Source organism: Flavobacterium sp. HTF (assembly GCF_003105115.1).
Lineage (GTDB): Bacteria > Bacteroidota > Bacteroidia > Flavobacteriales > Flavobacteriaceae > Flavobacterium.
Window position 1 is genome coordinate 1 of the sequence record NZ_QETH01000065.1, and the last position, 25,378, is coordinate 25,378.

The 25,378-nt window shown below is 33.8% G+C and carries 9 protein-coding genes and 1 rRNA gene; 9 read left to right on the forward strand and 1 reads right to left on the reverse strand.

Translation table 11 applies throughout. The features are described from left to right. The first annotated feature begins 11 nt into the window (after positions 1 to 11). Positions 12 to 121 (forward strand): 5S ribosomal RNA (gene rrf, locus DCO46_RS16555). Positions 122 to 328: 207 nt separating this feature from the next. On the opposite strand, the gene DCO46_RS16560 is transcribed toward rrf, so the two are convergent. Beyond that, positions 329 to 1,348 (reverse strand): proline-specific peptidase family protein, encoded by a 1,020-nt coding sequence (locus tag DCO46_RS16560; RefSeq protein WP_116753616.1) that lies wholly within the window; start codon positions 1,346 to 1,348, stop codon positions 329 to 331. Positions 1,349 to 1,731: 383 nt separating this feature from the next. Here DCO46_RS16560 and DCO46_RS16565 point away from each other — a divergent pair, with 383 nt between their 5' ends. From DCO46_RS16565 to DCO46_RS16600, 8 genes are all read left to right on the forward strand, one after another. Next, positions 1,732 to 3,798 (forward strand): fibronectin type III domain-containing protein, encoded by a 2,067-nt coding sequence (locus DCO46_RS16565; protein ID WP_124019578.1) that lies wholly within the window; start codon positions 1,732 to 1,734, stop codon positions 3,796 to 3,798. A 4-nt stretch (positions 3,799 to 3,802) separates the two neighbouring features. Next, the gene (locus tag DCO46_RS16570) at positions 3,803 to 8,911 is read left to right on the forward strand and encodes a T9SS type A sorting domain-containing protein (protein WP_116753618.1); all 5,109 of its coding nucleotides are present in this window, start codon (positions 3,803 to 3,805) and stop codon (positions 8,909 to 8,911) included. A gap of 3 nt (positions 8,912 to 8,914) precedes the next feature. Further along, the gene (locus tag DCO46_RS16575) at positions 8,915 to 14,413 is read left to right on the forward strand and encodes a hypothetical protein (protein ID WP_116753619.1); all 5,499 of its coding nucleotides are present in this window, start codon (positions 8,915 to 8,917) and stop codon (positions 14,411 to 14,413) included. An 11-nt stretch (positions 14,414 to 14,424) separates the two neighbouring features. Continuing rightward, a complete protein-coding gene (locus DCO46_RS16580; protein ID WP_116753620.1) occupies positions 14,425 to 15,486 on the forward strand; it encodes a hypothetical protein in 1,062 nt (353 codons plus the stop codon). A gap of 98 nt (positions 15,487 to 15,584) precedes the next feature. Beyond that, positions 15,585 to 16,451, forward strand: a complete 867-nt coding sequence (locus tag DCO46_RS16585; protein ID WP_116753621.1) for a hypothetical protein — start codon at positions 15,585 to 15,587, stop codon at positions 16,449 to 16,451. Between the two features lie 24 nt (positions 16,452 to 16,475). Next, the gene (locus DCO46_RS16590; protein ID WP_116753622.1) at positions 16,476 to 17,819 is read left to right on the forward strand and encodes a PKD domain-containing protein; all 1,344 of its coding nucleotides are present in this window, start codon (positions 16,476 to 16,478) and stop codon (positions 17,817 to 17,819) included. Positions 17,820 to 17,826: 7 nt separating this feature from the next. After that, complete coding sequence (locus tag DCO46_RS16595) at positions 17,827 to 20,280, forward strand: hypothetical protein (protein ID WP_207784974.1); 2,454 nt, start codon at positions 17,827 to 17,829, stop codon at positions 20,278 to 20,280. Between the two features lie 122 nt (positions 20,281 to 20,402). Beyond that, positions 20,403 to 25,094, forward strand: coding sequence for a hypothetical protein (locus DCO46_RS16600; RefSeq protein ID WP_243416337.1), 4,692 nt, complete (start codon positions 20,403 to 20,405; stop codon positions 25,092 to 25,094). Positions 25,095 to 25,378 lie beyond the last annotated feature (284 nt).

Here is a 25,378-nt window from a genome sequence, read left to right on the forward strand (position 1 = left end):
ACTAACAACCTTAAGGTGGTTATTGCGGCGGGGCTCACCTCTTCCCATCCCGAACAGAGTAGTTAAGCCCGCCTGCGCAGATGGTACTGCAGTTATGTGGGAGAGTATGTCGTCGCCTTTCTTTTGAAAACCCTATCCAACCGGATAGGGTTTTTTGTTTTATAAATGTTTTTTAATCAAAGTTAAAAATCTTAAAAGAAAGCCTGAGAATTACCCTAAATTGAAAGATCTGTATTGATATTGTTATCAATACAGATCTTTCAATTTGTTTTAGAAGCGCAAATAAATTTAACTGAATTTTATTTGTTTGATTATGAATGGAATAACTTTAGATTTTATTATTATCAACATCGTGTATAAATTTAATTACACCTGTCATAAAAACTTTTTGATCGTCCCACATTGCTAAATGGCTTCCATTTGGACAATATAAATACCTTCCTTTTTTTACTAATTTACTTTGTTCTTCCATTGCTTTTGGATCCATGGTATCATATTTGGCACCGATCATTAAGGTTGGGGTTGTAATTTCATTTAAACGATTTTTTATATCCCATTTTGCTAAACGGCCACTGATTCCAAATTCACTTGGTCCCTGCATTAAGGCGTAAACTTCTCCATTTACATGTTTGCTTGCACGATTTAATCCATCAGGCCATTCTTCCAGGCGACATAAGTGTTTTTTATAAAAATTAGGGATAAGTAGCTCCATGTATCTGGGATTATTAAAATCTTTTTTGGCTTCTAAGGCTCTGATTTCGGCAAGAACTTCTGGTTTCATCTGTTTAGCCAAAACTTCATCAGCATATTTTCCATATTCAGGGGCACTTGCTACCATATTTGATACTAGTAATCCTTTTAGGTTTTTTTGATGTTTTAATGCATATTCCATAGCTAAAATTCCTCCCCATGAGTTTCCTAATACATAAAAGTTGCTATTATCTGCTCCTATAGCTTTACGGACTTGCTCAACTTCATCTACAAAACGATCTGTGGTCCACAAACTACTATCTTTTGGCTGATCGCTATAGTAAGATCCTAATTGGTCATACTCATAAAACTCAAAACCTTCTCTTTGAAAAAATGTTTCAAAGCACTCCATATATTCATGAGTCATCGCCGGGCCTCCATGCAATAATAATATTTTTATTTTAGGATTATTGCCAAAGCGTTTTGTCCATACTTTAAAATTCCCAACAGGGGTTTTAATAGGAATCATTTTTACACCAGCAGATTCGATAGTAGTACCTTCGTTATAGGTGAAATATTTTGAAAGAGGTTCAACTTTTCTTTCCTTTTGACAAGAAACAACTACCAATGATAATAGTACGATAAGTGTGTAGCGCATATTTTTAATTTATAAGTTATTGAATTATTTAAAATTACAAATTTTCTAATTGTTCTAACAAAACTAAAAATTAAGTTTAAGTCAATTAGCTTATTTCGATAAAGGAGTCATTATTTTTATCACATATCTTAGAGTATTTTGTGTTTATTCTATGCTATTGATTTCTAAATTCATATTTTTTACAGCATTAAAATGATCAGTATAACTGCTTTTTGCAACGGATTATTAATGAGTTTGTTGAATAGGTTTTTTCTTATTTTTTATTTTTTTTCATCTTTATAATTAGCTTATTAGTATGATTTTTTTTATTTTTTTAAAATTTGTTTGTTAGTTAATTTTAAATATTATTTTTGTTTTTTTTAACATGGAAATAATTACAGTTAATGTCTAAAATCAAGTTTCTTTTATTCTTTTTATTCGTCATATCATTATCGTATTCTCAAACGAAACATGCTACCGTCATGGTAAATGCCAGAGCGCAGAAAGATAAGATTTTAGTTCGATGGGCTATTAATTCTCCGGTTGAATGGCAAAAAGCGAATAAAAAGGGATATATAATTACAAGATCGACAGTTTTGAGAGATGGTGTTGTCTTGTCCAAACCTGAAAAAACGCTTCTTACACCAAAACCACTTCTGCCGGAGCCTTTAGATTCCTGGCTTGATCTGGTACAAAAAGACAATAATGCTGCAATTATAGCGCAGTCTATTTATGGTGATAGTTTTGAGGTAACCGCTGCAAAGGAAGGTGAGTTGTCCAAAATAGTAAATATGGCAGATGAAATAAATCAGAGGTATACTTTTGCTTTATATGCGGCTGATATGAGTTTTCTTGCGGCACTAAAAGCGGGATGGGGATTTGTAGATGAAAATGTAAAAAAGAATGAAGTATATGCTTATCAGGTAAGTGTTTTTGAAAGTCCAAAGGTTAAAGAATCATCTTATATGATTGGTTTAAAGGATTATAGTGTTCTGCCGGCTCCAACTGATTTTATTGCTATTCCTGATGATAAAAAAGTTTTATTATCCTGGGATTATGAGACTTTCAAAAGAATTTATACTTCTTATATGGTAGAGAAATCATCAGATGGAATCAATTTTAGTCCAATTGCTACTACTCCTTTAGTTAACTTAAATGATAAAGATGAGCATCCGTCTAAAACGATGTATTATATTGATACACTTAGTGTAAATGAAAAACTTTACCATTATAGATTATATGGTATAACCTCATTTGGCGAAAAAGGAGAGCTAACAAAAACAATCACTGCAACAGGTGTTTCGGCTGTTGTTACTGCTGCCAGATTGGTAGATTATAATATTGTCAATTCAAATGAAGTTAATTTAGAATGGGATTATCCTAAAGAATCAGAAGGTTTTATTCAAGGTTATGAAATTAACTTGGCAGATAATGATAAGGGACCGTATAAAGTAGTTTCTAAAATTATACCTCCATCCGAAAGAAAGCTTAATTATAAGGACAATTTATTTCCATCAAATTATTTTACAATATCTGTTGTTGGCAAAAATAATCAGCGGTTGACTTCTCAAAGTATGCTTGTACAGCCTGTTGATTCTATACCGCCGGCAATTCCTACAGGACTTGAGGGAGTAATTGACAGCCTTGGAGTAGTACGGTTAAAATGGAAGCCAAATCTCGAAAAAGATTTACGAGGCTACAGGATTTTAAAAGCCAATAACCCGGGTGAAGAGTTTGTAGATATTTACCATCAATCTTATGTAGGAAATAGTTATCAGGACAGTGTGAGCCTAAAGATGACCAATAGTAAGGTTTATTACAGACTTGCTGCCGAAGATATGCGATTTAATATTTCCGGCCTTTCTGAAATATTAGTTTTGGATAAACCAGATAAAATTCCGCCAGCTGCACCAATTTTTAAAGATTACGATAACAAAGATGGCAAAGTAAAATTAAAGTGGATCAGAAGTTATAGTGAAGATGTAGTAGGATATAGCCTTAGAAGGAGAGAAAAAGGACAGGAAAAATGGATCGAAATTAAACAGATAAATGATACTATTCAGGAATATACTGATGATAGAGTAGAAAATAAGAAAATATATCAGTATGCAATTTTGGCTAAAGATAAAAGTAATCTTTGGTCTTCATTAGATCATTCCACCATTACAGTAAATGTATTGAATTTTACCCCGGCTAAAATAATTGGTTTTTTGCAAGGATTGCCAGATAGAGAAAATAAGAAAATAGTATTCTCTTGGGATTATGTGAAAAGTAAAAGTAAAATTTTGGGGCTTAGTATTTATAAAAATGTAAAAGGTACTCCGCCAACATTGTGGAGAGAATTAAATAATGACGTTTTTACTTTAGAAGACAAGAATTTAAAAATTAACCAGGAATACGAATATCATTTCGTTCCAAACTTAGAAAGCGATACTCCTGCAAAAGCAGAGACATTAACAGTTATATATTAAGCCTATGAAAAAAATATACTTATTAATCATTTTATTGGTTTCAACATTTGGTTACGCTCAGGGTGTTGGGAATTACAAAGTTAGTTTGGGTATAACAGGCTTGAATGTAAAAGTAAGTATTTCTGGAAATTGTGGTAGCCGTATGGAGTCTTGGCTGAACTACAGTAATGCTGGAGAGACCTACTTTTTTTATCAGCCTGTTGGAGATGGACAAGATCTTCCGAGAAATTGGGCGACAACCTTTCCAAGTACAAAAAAACTAACAAGAATTAGGTATTATTCAGAAGGTAAAAAATGGCATGGAGGATTCAATTCAGGTTGTAAAAATGACAATAATAGTAATGAATATATAAATGTTTCATATGGTATTACAGAATATTATCTTCCTAATTATTTTACTGCACTTTACAACTTAAGAGCAACACTTAAAGTCCTTCCTGATCTTAAGATACTAGTGCCAACAACTAATAACGGAGGTGATATTTTGCCTACAACAGATAGAATAATGATTAAATCTGCTACAGGATTTTTAGCCTCGGAATATAATTGGCAATATTCACTTAATCCGCTTGATCCGTCAAGTTGGGTGAGTTTGCCATATAGTACAGCAAGTATATCTGTAAATGCAATTGATATATTGCAAACATTGGATGGAACAAGTCATGGAAAAAAAGTGTCTCTTAGGCAAGTTGCTTACAATGGTGCAGCAGTTTCCAATGTAGTGACATATACAGTGCGTTTATCTGCACCAAGAGTAGATTCGGCAACACCAATTCAACCTACTTGTAGCGACACAAATGATGGATCAATCAGACTTGTATTTAATAGAACTCTATATCCAGGGGAACAATTAAATTATACTTTACTGGACGTTGCAACAAATACTCCTACAAGTTATAATGGTGTATTATCTATTGGAGCTGATAAATCCTTTGTGATTTCGAATTTAAGAAAAGGAAATTATATGCTGCAATTAGTAGGCTTTAAAGATGGTTTAAGTACCGCCACAGATGCAGACAGGTATGATTTGAAGCCTTTTTTAATAAGTTCTCCTCCTATATTAGATTTTACATTAAATCCAACAAATATTAGATGTTTTGGTGGTCAGGATGGAGCTATAACCATCTCACCAACCGGAGGAACACGCACCATATTAGGTAATGACTATTATTCATTAGATAATGGAGCTAGCTGGATTCCCTTTGCAAACAATGCGCCCCACACGATTACAGGTTTAGCACCTGGTACATACAACGTGAAGGTGAAAGATATGAATGGGTGTATAGCTAAAATTCAGACCATGGTTGCCGGAGAGATTCAACTAGGCGATGATAAAGTGTTAGAAGTAAACTTAACTCAACCGGTTTCACCTTTGGCATTAGATTATACATTTAAAAAAGACCCTACTTTTTACCAGGCTCTTAACGGAAAAATAGTAGCTTCAATATCCGGAGGAACTATTAATGATGATAAATCTTATGAATATGAATGGAAAAACAGTAGTGGGGTTGTTTTACCAACAACAGCGCAGTACAATTCTATTGATAAAACATTCAATATTACATTAGAAAATGTCCCTTATGGAGAGTACAAATTAACGGTAAAGGATAAAAATTATAATGATGCTGTAAATAAAGCAGGTTGTTCTGTTATTGAATCATCGCAAACTTTAACTCAGCCTGATCCTATTGTCATTACAATACAACAAACACAGGCTATTTCCTGTAATACAGAAAATCATGATCCTGTTTTAGGAAACCCAGATAAATTATCTGACGGAATTTTGAAAGTAACCGTAATCGGTGGTATAAAATTTACCGGGTCAGCAAATAATGGACTCCCGTATAAATTTATCTGGTCAAAATATAATTCGGGAACAAATGTCTGGGATGAATTAACAGATTATAAAACAGAAACTGCCGGGAATCTTTCACAAGGGAATTATTCTTTGAATGTGGTTGATGCAAACGGAATTGTACAAGGAACTTATAATTCTACAGATTTAGTAACTGCAATACCAACGACTAAAGAAATTTTAGAACCGACAAAACTGGAATTATCATTTACTTCCGGAAATGTTTCCTGTAATAAAGGAAATAACGGATGGGCAACAGCAACCGTTACCGGAGGCACAGGCTCATATGTTTATACGTGGTATAATACAGGCGGGGGAACAATTGATGAAAATAAAATATCTAATTTAATTGCCGGAACGTATACCGTTGAAGTTACCGATAGAAATGGTTGTTTCACTAAAGGTGATATAGAAATTACAGAACCTTTATTGCCTGTGAACATAGATTATCAAGAGATTTTTACACCTACGTTTTTCGGAGCAACTAACGGTAGAATTATAGCAAAGATAACAGGCGGAACATCAAACGATGATCAGTCATATAATTATGAATGGAAAAATTCAGCAGGGGTAGTTCAAATTACAACTTCTGAATTAAAAGACGGGATTTTTACTATTACTCTAAATGGTGTACCGGCAGATGATTATTTCTTAACGATTAAGGATAAAAATTATAACGAAGCAACAAATCAAATTACTAACTGCTCAGTTCTGGAGTCAAAAGTTACTCTTAACGAGCCAGATCCTTTAAAAGTTGTTTTTGAAATCGTCCGCACTATTTCCTGTAATTCAGGCAACGAGTTTGGTAATGATAAAGATACAACTCCAATTGATGGTCAGCGTGATGAGTCACAAGATGGTATTTTAGTAGCTCATGTTACGGGGGGAACGCCATTGGCATCTTCTGTAAATAATGGATTACCGTATTATTTTTATTGGAAAAAACAACAGGCAGATGGTTCCTGGATAACTTTACCGAGCATTCAGGGAGAAACAGCTTCGAATCTTTCTCATGGTAATTATTCTTTAAATGTAAAAGACAGAAACGGCATCATGCTGGGAACCTATGTGAATAATGTCTTAACAGAAGAAATTGATGTTACCCAATTTATGCAGGAACCTTCAAAATTATCCGTAACGATTACTCATGGAGATGTTTTTTGTAATGGTGGAAACGATGGCTGGGCTACAGCAAATGTTGTTGGAGGCACGCCACCTTATGATTATAAATGGTCAAATGAAGTAGAAATTGATCAAAATAATCTTTTAAAAGCAGGTGAATATTGGGTATTTGTTACAGATTTCAAAGGATGTACGACACAGGAAAGTGTTATAATCCAAGAACCTCCAACACCACTTGTGATTGATTATAAAGAGATTCTTAATCCAAGTTTTTATAAAGCAACCAATGGAAAAATTGTTGTTGAAGTTTCAGGCGGTACTATTTTTTCCGATAATTCATATTGGTTTGAATGGAAAAACAGTAAAGGAATAATACAAACCACTACAACAACCAGTTTCAATAACGGTATATATACAATTACTTTAGACGGGCTTCCTGAAGATAATTACAGCCTTACAGTTCATGATGCTAATTATGATGCTGCAACAAATAAAATGAGTTGTACGGTAGCCAATTCTATCACAACTTTAGACGACCCGGATCCGATTGAAGTTACTTTTGAAGTAGTTCGTACTATTTCATGTAATGTAAGTAATGAATTTGGAAATGAAACAGATGCCAATCCTTTGGATAATCAAAGAGATGAATCTCAGGATGGAATTTTAGTGGCTCATGTCAAAGGAGGAATTCAGCTGAAGGCAGATAAAAATAATGGATTACCTTATTATTATACCTGGAAAAAGCAACAAAAGGATGGTTCTTGGACATTGTGGAACAATAAAGGTGAAACCGCCGAATACTTATCTGAAGGGACTTATGCTTTAAATATTGAAGATGCCAATGGGATAAAACTTGGTACATATGTAAATAATATTTTGGTTAAAGAAATAGATAAGACATATTACATGCCAGAGCCGGCAAAATTAAATTTAAGCTTTACCAAGTTTGATGTAGGATGTACCACTGGTGATGATGGTTGGGCTGAGGCCCACGTAACCGGAGGAACTCCACCATATACTTATGAGTGGACTAATGGAGAAATAACGCCGAAAATAGAAAATATTACAACAAACAATTACTTTGTAATAGTAACTGATGCAAAAGGATGTGTTACTCAGGGAAGTATTTTTGTTGGTGATCCAAATGGAATATTTACTACTGAAAAAGTTAAAGATCCTATTTGTTCCAAAGGAAATGATGGTTCAATTGAACTAAATGTTACAGGAGGAAATTCACCTTTCAGTTATTTATGGAATACTGGTGCAACGACTAAGGATTTAAGTAATCTTGCAGCAGGGAATTACGAAGTTTCTATTATCTGCCCGGATTGCTGCGTGTATAAAAAGAAATTTGTTTTAAAAGATCCGGAAGCTGTTATAGTGAATCTAGGCCCGGACAGAACATTATGTAACGATCAAAATTTAGATCTTGATGCTACAATTGCAGATAAAAATGCACAATACAGCTGGACTTCTGCGAACGGATTTACCTCAAACGAAGCTAAAGTTAATGTATCAAAAGCCGGAACCTATCATGTAAAGGTAACATCGGCTTTAGGATGTATTAGTGAAGATGAAATTGTAATAAAAACCAGCCAGGCAATAATTAGTGCTGAATTTTTATTAAGCTCACAAGCTTATTTAGATGAAGAAGTAATTTTAATTAATACCAGTAACCCATTTGGAGAAAGCACAAATTGGGTAATTCCTGATGGGGTAAGAGTTGTTGAGCAAAAGGAAAAATATATAACATTAAAGTTTAATGCTACAGGTGTCTATTCAATTGGTCTGCAGCAAACACAGGGAGAATGTTATGCAACATATACTAAAAATATTACGGTAGAGGAACGAAGTACATTACCTAATACAGGAAGTACATCTCAGTTTATTTTAGATTTTATTGTAACTCCAAATCCAAGTGATGGTAATTTTACTGCACTTATAAATTTAGAGAATGTCAGTGAAATCAATTTAAGACTCTTTTCAACTAACGGACAAGATACTATGATTCAGAAAAAAGAATCAGGAAAGAAAAAATATGAAGTAGATTTTGGTACCTCATTAGGATCTGGAATTTATGTTTTAGTATTAGAAACGGGACAGCAAACATTAGTTAAAAAAATTATTATCTATTAAAAAATGAAGCACTTTTTCAATAATATATTTTTAGTTGTTCTATTTCTGTTTTTTTGTGTTACCGGATATGCGCAATTATATCCAGTTCAGTTAACACCTGTTTTTAATAGCCCGTACAGTGTCAAAATATCAGATTATGCCACTAGTATGGATACTAAAATGCAGCTGATTATTAACCCGACAGATATTTCTATCTCCCAAAGACAAGTTCGGTTAAAACTGTATATTCAGGGAAATGGACTAAATATACAAAGCAGTGACTATATACAGGGACAGCGTCCAATTTTTATAAACGGAGGAGAATTACAAACTCTTACCAATACAGATATCGGAGCTCTTTTCAGGTTAGAAAATCTCCAGGGAATTTCTCCAGCGCAATATGCCAATGCTTTGCCGGAAGGAATGTACAATTTCTGTTTTGAGATGTATGATTTTGTGACCAACCAAAAGATATCACAAAAAAGTTGCGCCAATTTATATTTGATATTAAATGATCCGCCATTACTAAATACACCACAGCGAAACGAACAAATTGCTTCGACAGAATTCCCAAATATTTTATTTACCTGGACGCCACGTCAGATAAATGCCACTAACATATCGTATAAATTTGAGTTAAAACAGCTTATTGATCCTACGTTAGATCCACAGTTTGCATTTCAAATGTCTCCTGTTTTGTATGAAGAGATACTTTTTGGAACTGCTTTACTCTACAATTTAAGTATGCCAATTCTGACTCCGGGTATGCGTTATGCGTGGCGCGTAAAAGCTATTTCAACGACAGGACTTTCAGAAAATGCGGTATTTAAAAATGACGGGTATAGTGAGATTTATTCCTTTAAATATACTGCTTCCTGTGCTGCTCCGACATTTTTACTAAGTGAATCCCAAAGTTCCAAAAGCGTAAAAATTACGTGGGAAGGAATACCGGAGCATACCCGTTTTCAGGTTCAGTATAAAAAACAGGATGTTCATAATGCACAATGGTTTTCAACCTATAGCTTAAACACACAAAGCTTAATTACTAATTTAGAACCGGGTGTTACCTATCAGTTCAGGGTCGGTTCAAGCTGTGATCCCGTAACAGAAGGGGTTCAGTCGTTTACATATTCCGGAATCAGTACTTTTACTACAGCTACAGAAACAACAGGAGTTCCTGCTTATAATTGTGGTATAGTTCCTCAAATTAATATTCAGAATCAAAAACCGCTTACCAACTTAATACAAAGCGAAACATTTAAAGCCGGAGATTTTCCGGTTACAATTTTAGAACTTAAAGGCGAAAACAGTCCCTATTCAGGAAAAGGATATATTATTGTACCTTATTTAGCAGATACTAAAATTGCAGTTGAGTTTAATAACATCGTAATCAATACCGATTATCAATTAATCAGTGGTGTTGTGGAAACGAGTTACAATCCTGATTGGAAAAACGTTACCGACACTGAAGATTTTACCGGAGAAGGTCAGGGCGGACAGATTGAAGAAACGGTTCCGTTTGAGATTGATAAAATTGTGATCAATCCTAATGGAGATATCGTAGTCAGCGGTAAAGATGGCGAGCAGGTAACGATTCCGGGAGGAAAAGATACCGTAATTACAGACAGTAAAGGCAATACCTACAATGTTGATAAGGACGGAAACGGAAGTAACGAACCTACAGCAGCTGCTGCTGGAGGAAAACCAACTCCTGAGAATACGGATGGTGTAGATAAAAATGGTCAGGCCACTGCATTTACCGCCAAAGGAATTACGATTGCTTTTTCGGGCAATGGAAGTAAATATGCTTTTGATGTAATGCCAAATAATGCTTCTTCAGCTTTGAAAGCATTGTATAAAAAAGCAGGTGATGCCGTGTTGCCGTACAAAGCGGTCATAAATGGCGATACCGATACTTTACTGGGAACAGTAACTGTTACTGATTCTAATATAAAATTAGACAGCATAGTTTTTAAAACTCAGAATGGAGCAAAAGTTGACTTTGAAAGAAATGATAAAGTTTTTGTCATAAAGGTAAAAGGGAACCTAAGCTACGCAGAAGAGGAAATTTTAGCGACTATAAAAGACGGGAAAAAATGGAAAGTCATAGGAGCTTTTATGCTCGTACATATTTCACCAAAAGATGTTAATGTTGCGCTAGTGCCTACAGATGCAGTTTCGCAGCAAAAACTCGACGCTATTATCACCGATACAAAAGCGATTTATAATAAGATTGGGGTAAAAATTAACTTCGTAAAGAAAGATATCCTAAACATCGATAGTGTAGTTTCAGGAAATTCAATTCAGACGGAAAAAAATACAATTACTTCTACTTACAGTACAGAGCAGCAAAATATAAACGGGTTGTATCAGTCAACAGAGGCAAGTTATGTGCTTTTTGTAACTGATAAAACGTCAAGTACAGGACAGCAGGGCTATATGCGACTAAACGGACAGTTTGGTTATGTCTTTCAATCTGGTTTCCCAAAAACTCCGGCACACGAATTAGCTCACGGAATCTTTAAATTAGAACACCCTTTTGAGGTTTACAAAACTGCTGAAAAAAGTACTGATTTGTTAATGGATTACAGTGACGGGACTATTTTAAACCACCAGGACTGGAAGCAAATTAATGATCCTGCATTTAAGTTATATGCATTTCAGAGTCAGGCTAGTGGGGAGTTTGCAGGTGGTTATGTTGTAAGTCCTGATTACAAAATCTTTACTATTGGATCAGCCCGTTCGAAATTTGATAATAATTCATATGTTGCTAATGATGCTGCTGCAAATGACGGAACACTTCCTGGATTTAAATTATCAGGAAAACTGTATTGGTGGAAGGGTGATAAATATGGAAATGATGAAGTCGGTAGTGATGGCGATTATAAAATATCAGATGTTTCTGCTAATCTGAATTCGATTAGAGATAAATGGTTGTTTTTATTTTTTGATAAAGATCAACAGTGTGGAAGCACAACGTACGTGACAGTTAAAATTTCAGAATTTTTAGATAGTAAGAAATCACTTAAAGCTTTTATAAGTCAATATGTAAGTGCCAAAACCAAGAAAGTTGTCGTATGTAATGACCCAAGTGCACAGAATTGGAGTGAAACTAAAGGAACACCAGGAGGTAGCCAGGGATTATTAGTTAAAAATCTAATCAAAGGAGAAGTTAAAAAAGAGGTTTTAGACAAATTAGAATCCTTAATGTCTGGAAAATCAAAAAATTGGATTACTGGTCAGGCTCATCAGATAAAAGGTCATATACTTTTAACTGCAGAAGCAGAACAAACAAACAGGGTTGTATATAAGGATAACAGTTTTTATGTTGATAATATAAAGGAAGAAATTAAACCTGATGAGATTGTATTCTGGCTGGAATATAGTAAAGAAGGTAAAATTAAAGTTAAACAAATTATCTCCGGAAGCAGTTTCGATGAGAATATTTCTGTTGCCTTAAAATCTTGGGAATCAAGTTTAGACTGGAAACAAAAAACGTTATTTGAAAAATTAATAGCGATTGGTTATCAGTCTGTTGATGGGTATTTTACCGCATACTATGACATGTTTGATATGCTAAGTACAGGGATAAGTAAAGTCAAGATTAAACCTTCGGTGTATGATTGTACTGCCTCTGATTACAATAAGATATACGCAGAAGTATTTAGTTATTTTAATTTTACATCTTTATTGCAGGATGCAATTATTGTTAAAGTAAGAGAATCATATCCTGAATTTAATGATATTTTAGGTAATCCAAATGTTAAGTTAAGTCAAATTCAATTTGCGCTATTTTGTGGTGTTTATAATGGATTAATCGATGTTATAAAATCTGTTCCAGATCTTGCCAAATTATTGATTTCTCCCCTTAGTTCTAAAGGAAGAGAGGAAGTATCTAAATTTATTGAGCAACTTAGTGAAAAAGAAATTTTTGAGGAGGATGAAGTTACATTAGCTTGTGAATCTTGTGGAGTAGGTATTAGTTTTCCTAAAATATGGTACTTTATAAAAGAAGGTTTTGTAGCACAATTGGACCCATCAAAACCATGCTCAACAGCTGAATTTGTTGGATCTATTGCAGGACCAATTGTTGTTATGTGTTTAGGTGATGAAGTAGCAGGTACAGGAATTATTAGCAGAGTTGCAAGTACGACAATTAAGATTTTTCAATATTGTGATAAAATAGCTGACCCATTTAGATATGTGGGTATGTCTTTTAAATTTGTTAAAAAAGCTAGTGGCAAAGTCTTTTTAGTAATAAAAAATGCTTCTGGTGATGTTGTAAGACAAATAGAAAATGATCTCTTTAGAATTAGAGTAATAATTAAGAATACTGAAATTATAAGAGATTTTAATACTGCTGAATTAGGACTATTAGTGGAAGGAGCAGGAAATGGAACTAATCTTAGTATAGATGGAATAACACAGAATGTGCGAATGGTAGGGGTTTCTGGAGGTGAGGCAACATTAGCCACTATGTCTAAGGAAATTTTTGGAGAAATAAATGAAACATTATTAAAACGTTTTAAAGATTTAGGTCTTTCAGAGACAGAACTAAAAAAAGTAATTGATAAAGTAGGTACTTCAGTTGCAAATGGTAAAAAATTAGCTGAATTATTAGAAAAAGCCTCATTTAAAAATGATGTAGATAAAATCAGAAGTTTTTTAACTGATATTAAAGCTAGTACAGATTTACAGGATTTAATTAGAGATGGAAAAGACTTTAGTAAGGAATGGGATCTATTAAAAAAATCTGGAAGAGATATTAAGTTGCGTGGCAATAGAGCAGCTATCGAAGCCTTATCAGACATTTTAAATGATGTTTCGATGAGGAAAATATTAGGAAGCGAAATGGATGATGTAATGGAGAAATTTATAACTGCACATAAAAATTCAAAATGGGGCTGGAATAAATTCTCTTTTCAAGAACATATGCGTATGCTTAAAGTTATTGCAAATAAATATGAAGGAGCACAAGGTTTTAATAAGAGTTTAAGAGATGCATTAAATAATCCGAACCCTGCTGTACAAGATGGGTTTTGGCATATGATGAAAGATTTAGAAAAACGAGGAATTCCAAAAGAAAAGATAAAAGCCTTTGATTTGGAATTTGATGGAGACGACTTGCCATGTATAAAATGTAAATTTGATGTTGAATTAAGTGGTAACGGTAATGATTTAAAGTATCTTGAGTATAAAAGTTATTCAAATGCTTCTAAAATAAGCAAACCGCAGTTTTTAAATTATATATCTACTGTTGATAACCTAGAGCAATTGAGGTATATTTTTAACAAATCAAAATTATCTTTGGATGAAGCCAAAGCTGGTATGAAAGATTTTTTAGTAAATAATTCTGATAATATGTTTAAATCTATAAGCGAAGGTGGAATAGGAAAAGATAAGATAAAACAACTTTTTGAGTTCAGTAATTTTAAATTTGATAATGCTACAGAGTTTAAGAATTTACTAAATAACAATGAGAGCTTTAGAAATAATGCATTAAAATTTATTACAACTAATTAAGAATTAAAATTATGTATTTTGAAAAAAGAACATTTAAGAATGTAAACAAAATAGATATTAGCAAGGATTATTCAATAATTTGGCAAACGAACAGTATAACTGTCAATAATAAAGAAGTCATTTCGGGTAATGTAAATTATTTTATAAGATTTGAAAATAGTCTATTGGTAGAAATTAATGATGGAGAGGAAGTATATATCTATAATTTAGATAATTATTCAAAATATAAAATTGAGAAAACCGGAGAATTCTTAACTAATGAAATTATTCGATTAGGCTATTGGAATGACAGTTATACAATTCGATTAACTAAAGCAATAGATTTTACAAATAAAAATAACGAGCTATGGGAATCTGAAAGGACTTTTTTTAAAACGTTTGTTCTTAATGATGATTATTTTTTTTCATATAATGAAAATTTAATTTGCTTGAATAAAATAATAGATGCTGAAATTTTATGGCAATATGATTTAAAAACTAAATACAACTGGAGACAAAGAGCAGAATACATTGATGAACCACCAGTAGAAAAACAGGCAGAAGTCATTAAGTTTTTAGGGGATTATAAAAATGAACTTTGGCTTTTATTAAACAGTGGAGCATTATTAGCATTAAATATAGAAACTGGAGAAGAATCCCGCTATATAAAAGAAGGAAAAATAATAACTGGAGAAAGTGATTTTGAGGATTTCAAGGGTTATTTTGGTTGTGATACCGTATTAGATGAAAAAAAAGGGCTCATTTTTAATCTTAGTAAGCATTTTTATATTGAATACAATCTGAACTCTACAAATATATATTTTGATAGTTATAGTTTCAAAGAATCTTCGATAACTCATAAACTCAATTTAAATTATATTGGAGGTTTTGATGAAGAAAATATTTATTCCTATGAAGGAAGCGATAATAATCGTTTTGCTGTTTTTAGTAAGCAAAAGAAAGATATTATATGGAGCGGACAAATAGAAGAGGTAAAAGATAAATTTCCTGCTATTAGAGATATGAAATATGGTGACGGTATAATATATGTTTTAGACCACCATAATACTTTACATATTTTTGAGAAAGAGTAAGGAGATATAAATAACTAAACACGGAATCAAAGAGTTGATTGAAATTCTGGAAACCAAACATTAAGTTGTTTTCCGAAAGCTCATTGATTATTAAATAAATGAAAAATAAAAATTCATACATACAAAAATATTTTTTAACCCTATTCATTGTGTTAATAAGCATTTGCAATTATGCCCAAAAAATAAAGATTGAAAAAGGAGAAATAAAGCTTGATGAAAAAACAATTGGTTATGTAGAAGGCAAGAAGCCGCTTTTTAAGATTTATAACTTAGATAAAAGCGCTTCGATAACAGCAGAATTAAAGAATGTTCCTAATGCTGAATCCTTGACGTTGCCGTGGATAGAAATTAAAAACGAAGCATCCGGAAAGGCTAACGAAATTGAATTCAGGAGTAGAAAATTTAGTTCCTTCAATTATGACAGGAGTATTATTTATGAATTATTCGATCGGAATTTTATAACTGCTGAGGGCCTAAACCTTGAAGGACTAAATAATTTTATTAATGGAGAATCAACCGGAATTTCAGCCAGGCGTCTGGGAGTTCAAAATGATGTAGAAAATGCAGCTATTCTGGCGGATACCTATCAATTAGAAATAGGGGATAATGGTGTTATTTACAGTATAAAAGCTCAAAATCCGGATCCGAATGATAAAATAATTGGTTATATCCAAATGACTTCGCCATCTGCAAATGGCGACTTAAAATATGAAGTTGGAGATTTGGATAATAAATTAATAGCAACATGGTTTGCCAAAGGTGGAACTTATTCAGGGTACGATAAATTTTTAAATCAGGAACTTATCACTTATGATAATAAGGTTTTCAGAGCCGCTTTTGACAATAGAGGTAATCCGATAGGATACAAAATGAGTAAAGATATTACAGCTATGAATATAGTAAGGGTTTTAGTGGCCAATGGTTATACTTTGGGAAGCCAGTATTCAATAACACAAAATAAATAAGAGAATAAAAATAAAATAAATTAAATGAAAAAAACTTTACTATTACTCTTATTCATTGTTATCAGTTCCTGTTATGAGGAAACCTCTATAGCTATAGAGGGTGATTTTACGACTTCATTTGTCAACGAAGACGAATCAATACCTGTAATTGTTAAAATAAATAATAATACTAGTGGCGCAGATAAATATGAATGGACATTTGAAGGAGGAAATCCGTCAACTTCCACTCTAAAAAATCCCGGTGAAATATTGTACAATAAACAAGGAAGTTATATAATAAAACTGGTCGCTACAAATGCAGACGGCGAGCGCAATGAATTCAGTAAAACCGTAGTAATAAAAGACGGAATCAAAATTGAATTTACCCACGAAATCATAAAAAGCAATTATTCTCCTGTTGAAGTTGTATTAAAGAATGCCACAATCGGAGAAGGATTAACTTATGAATGGGATTTTCAGGATGGCGCTCCGGCCACTTTTACAGGAAAAACACCTCCGAATGTTGTATTTACTACCCCGGGAGATCATAAGATAACATTAACTGTTTCTAATGGTTTCGAATCAGACAAACAAATCCAGACAATAACTGTTGCCCCTTATTTAATAAGTCTGTTTTCTTATGAACCAAAGCTTGAAGATGATGATTATGAGGATCCCGTTACAATAGATTTTACCAACAAATCAGTTAGTGCGACAAGTTATAAATGGAGTTTTGAGAACGGAAATCCGGCGACATCAACAGAAGAAAACCCGACAGTTGTTTTTACAGGTGCCGGAAATCATGAAGTTGTCTTAGAAGCCTTTAATGATAAAACAAGCCAGATTTTTAAATCAACGATCACGGTTCTGCCGGATACCAATTTGCGTATTTTAACCAATATTAAACTGGGAATAAATGCAGCACATAACAACAATAATATAGGTGCTATGTTCTCGACAGTAACCAGAGAGGTTTATAAAGCAAATGAAATTAACGACCAGAACAGTAATTTAATAGATATTGTTTTTCAGGGATTAAACAGCAATTTTACCTATAACAGATTTATATCACCGGACCAGGCAAATAATTATGGCTTTTTAGCATTAAACAATGCACAAAGCACCATTTTTGTAAATTCTCAAAATTTGTGCAATTGCGGCTTGAATTTTACCGAAGCACAGTTTGATGCTATGGTAAATGATACACCAATACAATCTTTAAATATAAGTTATACAGCTGCGGGAGCACAGGAATTTGGTTTTGCTTATCCGAGAATCATTTTATTTAAAACACAGGACGGACGAAAAGGAGCCATCAAAATTAAGGATATGGTAAAGAACGGAACAAGTTCTTATATTTTATGCGATATCAAAGTTCAAAAACAATAACCGATAAATGAAGAGAAATAATAAAATCTTGTTTTGGTTATATGTAGTTTTCGTCTGTTGTATTTGCCGAACAGCATATGCCCAGGATGTTGACTTAGAGAATTTTTATAAACCGAATTTTAAAGTTACGGGTAACGTGAATGCAAATATGATGTATTATACTTCTAATATGCAAAATGAACGTGAACCCTTTACCTATTTGCTTTCAGGAAATCTGAATATTAGTGCGTTTAATTTTAGTGTACCGTTATTTTACAGTATTACTAATCAGGGAAATAATTTGGGGTACACGGCTCCGTTTGATTTTAACAGATTAAGTATTATGCCAAAATATAAATGGGTAAAAGCTTATATAGGAAATGTAAGTATGACTTTTTCACCTTATACCTTAAGTGGTTTTCCTTTTAAGGGGGTTGGGTTAGAGCTTACTCCAAGAAGCCCCTTTAAAATAAGTTTAATGGGCGGACAGTTACTTAAAGCAGTTTCGGAAGAGGAAGCTTTGGGCGGAATTCCCGTATACGAACGTTTTGGTTATGGGGCAAAAATTGGTTTTGAACAACAGAGATATAAAATTGGCTGGATAGGTTTTTATGCCAAAGACAATGTTAATTCCTTAAATCTGGTAACTGATAAAGGAGTTACGCCAAAAGAAAACTTTGTAAATAGTATAATCTTTAGTACCTCTTTAGTGAAAAATTTAAACCTGAATGTAGAATATGCTTTGTCTGTCCTGACAGATGACACCCGGGCAGAAAAGATTTCAGGCGGAGGTTTTAGAGACAAATTATTTTCAAGTAAAGAAAGCACCAGTTTTCTGAATGCGTTAAATGTCAATTTTGACTACAACATTCAGAAAAGTATAGTGGGAATTACCTATGAACGTATTGATCCGAATTACAATACACTGGGAGCTTTGTATTTTAATAACGATTTAGAAAATATTGCATTGCGTTTTTCCCGCCCTTTTTATCAGGACAGAATTACGGTTTCTACCAGTTTAGGTTTTCAGAGAGATGATCTTGAAAAAGTAAAAAAGCAGGATACCAAAAGAGTTGTGGGTTCTATTAATATGAACTACAGAGTGACAGACCAAATTAATATTACAGGTAGTTATTCCAATTTCTCCACCTACACAAATAAAAAACTTGACCAGTTTGAACTTATAAATAATCCAAATGTTGTCACTTCTGATACTTTGGATTACAGGCAGTTATCACAAAATGCCAACGTGAACATGTCTTATTCTTTTGGAAAAAAGAGAAACCAAAACTTAAATCTAAATTACAGTATTGCAGGTCAGGCAAACGAACAGGGAGGAGTAATCCGCAAAGGACAGGCAAGCACTGTACAAAATTATAATGTGGCGCATTCCATAAACTTTATCGAAATGAAAATTGGATTAAACAGCTCGCTTAATTATACTAATAATCAGGTAAGTCAAAACAATAGTTCTTCGGTAGGAGCTTCAGTCGGAGCCTCAAAGAAATTATTTAAGGATAAACTAAATACCAATTTTGGAGTATTGTATAATAATTCACAGGCAAACACGAATTCGAGTTCTGTCTTTGGAATTAAATTTAACAATAGCTATATGCTTCTGGAACAACATAGTTTTAATATGAGTGTTATTTCCATGTTCAGAAGCAGTTCTAATGCAAAAAAGCTGAACGATTTAAATGCTACATTAAATTATTCTTATTCAATTGATAAAATAAAATTACCAGCCAAAAAAGAACCGAAAAAAGAAAAAGAACTCGTTTTGGATCCTGTTTTAAAAATACAGCACAAAGGCAAAACGTACCAGGGAACGAGAAATGAACTTATAAAACAGTTTGAAGAACTTCAGCTTAAGTTACAGCCGATCCCAAAAGAAGATTTGGATGATTTACAGCATTTGCTGACACTTACCACTCTTACTCCAGACGATGCAAGTTTTAAGGAAAAGGCTTTAAATTATTTAAATGCTTATGATCTGAATAATGACATACTAAATAAATATAACGGCTATATTCTTGAAACGGTAAAAAGCTTAGAAGAAGAGATGCAAGGTAAGGATCAGGGATTTGAAAATGATTATGTTATGGCCCTTGGAAGGGTAAATAAGCATAAAATGCACGGCGTAAATGAACAAGATGTAACAAACAAAACAAGTTATAATTCTTATTTAAAACTAGTAGACAGAAAAAATAAAAAGTTACAGCCCTTATTAGTTCATCGATGGATGCTTAATGAGATTTCAATACTTGCGAAAACCCCTGCTGACGAAATTCCTAAAAATGAAAATCTTTCGCGTTTTAACAGCCAGGAACTGAACCGCTTTTTCAAAATGATGAAAGATAAAAAGACAGATGCAGAAGTAGTTGAAGAATTAAAAATCAAACTGATTCCGTTTTATCACGATTTAGCGCTTAAAAATGTTAAAGATGACGAAGTTGAATTTAAATATTTAAAGAATAATTAATGATCAATAAAAGCGAGAGTTTGTAATTAGCCCCGGATTCTACAGATCGTTTTAAAAAGTTGTGCTAAAATATTAAAAAAGTTACTATGCTTTATTTTACAAAAAAACATGATTATTTGCTTATGAAAAAGTTCTACAAATTGCATTTATCGGTATTATTTATCATGCTGTCGGTTGTTTTTTCCTATGGGCAGGATATTGCACCGCCAAAAGAATTAGGTGCAGCTTCAAGCGCTATCGAAAAAATAGAGGCCTCTGAACGCTGGGTTGATAAATTTTCGAATCAGGATCTGGTAGAATTACCAATCGGGATTCGTAATACAGTCAATAATGTCCAGTATTCGATCGGAATTACAAAAGCTGTTTTTTCATCTGAGTATACTACCCTGACTGTTTTTTGTAGAGTAGACATCCCGCAGAAAGATAAAAACGGACAGCCAATGCAATTATTTTTTGGTGCAGATAATGTAAAATTATCGCATCAGGGAGGTATCATGGGCGAAGCCAAATTGGTATTATTAGGAAATGTTGATATTCCGTTTAGTGAAAATAAATGGCAGGTATCATTATACGGTGGTTTTGATATGGCAACCGGAAAAGTTAATGACCTGACCTATGTAACGATTGACTGCGACGGATTTAAGGAAATGAAAATTTCAGGAGCAGTTGAATTTTCAAGAAACCTTATATTGCCAATTGATCCGGTAACCAAAACTGTAGACGAAGCAAAAACAACAGTTCCTAAAACCTATTATAACGGAAAAACAGTTCAGATTCCTAATAGGGTCAGAGGTGAGTTTAGCTTTATGGCAAGCAGCTGGAATGATATTTTGGTTAATGTAAGCCTGCAGCCTTTTACGTTAAAAGACAAACGAAACGGAAAAGATTTTGATGGTAATTTTCAGTTTTTAGTTAGCAATGCCGTATTGGATCTTAGTGATTTAAAAAATGATCCCACAGTTGTTTTCCCGGAATATTATCAAAAAAATGCACTCTTAGTACCAAGTCAGGAAGCCTGGAAAGGAGTATTTATCAAGACTTTTGATGTCGGCCTGCCAAAAGAATTTCAAACCACAGATACCGCATCAAGCAAAGAAAGGCTTCATGTAGGGGCTCAAAACCTTATTGTTGATAAATTTGGTGTTTCAGGAACTTTTTATGCTGATAATGTTTTTCCTTTAGATCGTGGTATAACCAGTCAGGAAAAATCGTGGGCATATTCATTAGACCATATCGATGTAACGATAGCTGCAAATACCTTTGTAAAAGCAAATTTGAGCGGTCAGATTCTTTTACCGATAACTAAAGCAGCACAAGAGAAAAAAGAAACCACAACAGCTGCAACAACAGGTACACCAGCCTCAGGAACAGCGACAGGCACTGCAACTACCCCTCCTAAACCGGCTCAGACCAATAGAGCAGGTTTGGCTTATAATGGATTTATATCCATGCAGGAACAACAATTAGTTGTGATCACAAAAGATTCTATTGCTTTTGATCTCTGGAAAGCAAAAGCGTTGTTATTGCCTAATAGTTCTGTTGAGTTAAAATTAGTAAACGGAAAATTTTTGCCCAAAGCTAATTTAAACGGGTCAATTTCCTTTGGAACCAATAAAGGAGCATCTGACGATAAGGAAGTAGAAGGAAAAAAGACAGTTGATTTTAAAGGGATAACTTTTGAAAACCTTCAATTGCAGACTGTTTCGCCTATAATTTCTGTTCGAAATATGGGTTATAAAGGAACTGTCGCCTTTGGTAACTTTCCCGTTTCTATCGGTAACATAAATGTCGCCATCAATGGTGATGATTCCAGAATTGATTTTGATTTAGGAATCAATCTGATGGAAAGCGTTGGAGCCGGCGCCACAGCCCGAATCGGGATAAAAGGTAAAATGTATGATGATGGTTACAGGCAGCGAAGCAGGTACGACGGACTTGATTTATCAGCCATTAATATCAATTGTAAATTCAGTGGACTAACCATCAAAGGAGGTCTGATCCTGATGGAAAAAGACCCGGTATATGGAAATGGGTTTAATGCAGATCTGGAAGTCGATGTTGCCGGTGTTGTCAACGTAAAAGCAAAAGCTATTTTCGGACGCACTACTTTTAGATACTGGTATTTTGATGCCGCTGTAAAATGGCCGCCAGTTCCGGCGCCCTTTATGATTACCGGTTTTGGCGGAGGTGCCTATTATAAAATGCATCGAAATCCCGATGTAGCAATTGGTGATTTCTCTCCATCAGGATTAAGTTATACTCCGGATGAAAAAATAAATCTGGGAGTTAAAGCCTTAATTTATTTTAATATTGGTTCAGAAAGTGTTTGTGATGGTGAAGCCGGATTCGAAATTGCATTTAATTCTAATGGAGGAGTAAACAGATTAGCCATTTTTGGTAAAGCAAATGTAATGGCTAAGATACCAGGGCTTAAAAATGTTACGGACCTGATGGGAAAAGTGGCATCCAATGTAACTTCAAAGAAAAGCTTTTTAGGAGTAACAGAAAGTGATCTTAAAGGGTCTTTTGCCAGTAAATATATTCCGGAAGCAAAAGAAGCAATCCCGGGAGATTTATCAGCAGCAGTAGGAATAAAAATGGCAGCAGCTGTAGAATTTGATTTCCAAAACAAATCGATGCATGCTACAACAGATGTATACATCAATACACCGGGAAATTTCCTTTCAGGTACAGGACCGGGAGGAAGAGCAGTTTGGGGCGTTTTCCATAAAGACCCAAAAGACTGGTACATGTACATGGGAACACCGGATGACAGGTGCGGAATAAAAATAGGAGTAGCAGGAATGTATCTGAAAACAACCAGTTATTTCATGGCCGGATCATTACTTCCGGGAAGTCCGCCGCCGCCGGCAATTGTCTCACAAATTTTGGGCGTTGACGCCAAAGAATTAGATTATATGCGTGATGAAAACGCACTCGAAAATGGAGGAGGTATTGCCTTTGGTGCAAGCCTGGATTTTGATACCGGAGATTTGAGTTTCTTACTTTTTTATGCCCGTTTTCAGGCAGGGATGGGATTTGATATCATGCTAAAAGATTATCAGGAAGCCAGATGTTCTAATACAGGAGATCAGGTAGGAATAAATGGCTGGTACGCAAACGGACAATCCTATGCGTATCTTCAGGGTGAACTAGGTATCAGAGTTAAATTATCATTTTTGAAATTTAAAGTTCCGATTATTTCAGGAGGAGCAGCGGTTTTATTGCAGGCAAAACTGCCAAATCCGGTTTGGATGAGAGGTTATGTGGCTGGAAATATGAATATTTTGGGAGGATTGATAAAAGGAAAATTCCGTTTCAAATTTGAACTGGGAGAAGAATGCCAATTTGAAAATGCTTCGCCGTTAGGAGGTCTTAAATTAATAACCGATGTAACTCCGAAACAAAGTTCAACAGACGTAGATGTTTTTGCTGTACCACAGGCGGCTTTTTCAATGAAAGTAAATGAAGCATTTGTTATTCCCGAAGATACGGGAGATGTTACGTACAAAGTAATATTAGAAAAATTTAAGGTTTTTGACGGAACAACAGAAATTCCGGGAGTTCTGGAGTGGGGATCTATGAAAGACAAAGCTAATTTTGTTTCAACAGATATCCTGCCTCCAAACAAAGAACTTAAAGTACAGGTTGAGGTTAGTTTTCAAAAGATGGTAAATGGTTCTTTCCAGCCTATAAAAGTAGACGGAAAAGTAGCTACAGAATATGAAGAAAGATTATTTACAACAGGAGGTGCTCCAAATCATATACCATTAACCAATATTAAATATGCCTATCCGGTTGTTGATCAGAAATATTTCTTTGAGGAAGAATACCCTAAAGGCTATATTCAGCTTAAACGAGGACAGGATTATTTGTTTGAAGATGCCAATTGGGAAACAAATATTAAAGTAAACGAGGACGGAACTTCTATTTCTAAAGCGACAGCCTTTAATTATAATACAGGTTCAAATGAAGTATCATATGATTTACCGAATATTGATCAGGAAAAGAAATACAATTTTACAATAGTAAGTAATCTGAAGCAGAATTCTTCGGGCAATACTAGTGCCGGTACCAAAACAAATACCATAAGTGATGAAGGAAATGATATTCAGATAAGAGAAAACCAGGCCGATGAATTGTCAAAAGCTGAGGGCAGTATCGAACGTTTATCGTATGTATTCAATACAAGTAAGTACAAAACATTTACTTCTAAAATGAATGCAATTAATACTCAAAGTTATAATTTCGGAGTTTTGTATTCAGATGTTATTTATTTAACTAATACAATTTCAAGTCAGGAAGCCTTTGATATGACAGAACTTAGCGGAGCAACCTATAGTGATAGCAAGGCTCTGATAACGGCAGCATCCAAGCTAAACGACGAGTACTATACAACAGATATTTTTCCGTATCTGTATAAAGATTATCCTTTAAATGGAAGCTATTCTATAAGTGACAGGGATACAGAAGAATTAGGTGTAATTCCCGCCAAGGCTATACCACTCAACGCTTATTATATGACGAGTATAGAAAATAATGTAAACCAGTCATGGACAAGAGAAAATTTTCCATTTAAGTATAACATGCCATTACTTTATAAACAGGATTGGATTGATTTAAACAATCAGATTGTCAATGCGTATGTTAATGGTGATATAAGTGTGGAGACAATTGCCAAACGTTTTATGAATAATAATTTCCTGTTTATGCGATACGGGAACTATGAAATAGTCATGAAGTATAATTTACCGGGAGATAAGCAAGCCCGCGAGTTTACTTACAAGTATAAAAACGTCAACAACTTTAGATAGTTTTTTTTAATCTAATGATTTGCCCCAATTGATCGAATGTTTTATTCAATCAATTGGGGCATTTTTTTTTCTATAACAGCGCTTCCTTATCATTGATTTAATGATAAAAGCTTATTCCTTCTGTTCAAAATTTTTTTTTTAAAAGCGGTTAATATCGTGAATTAAATCTTGTCTTTTTAGAAAAATTCTTAAGAAATAAAAATAAACCTGAAAGGGTTAACTCTTTTGTTTTTAGTTGCTTAAAATTTTAAAATTATTTTACTTAACATTTTTTTTGAAAAAAA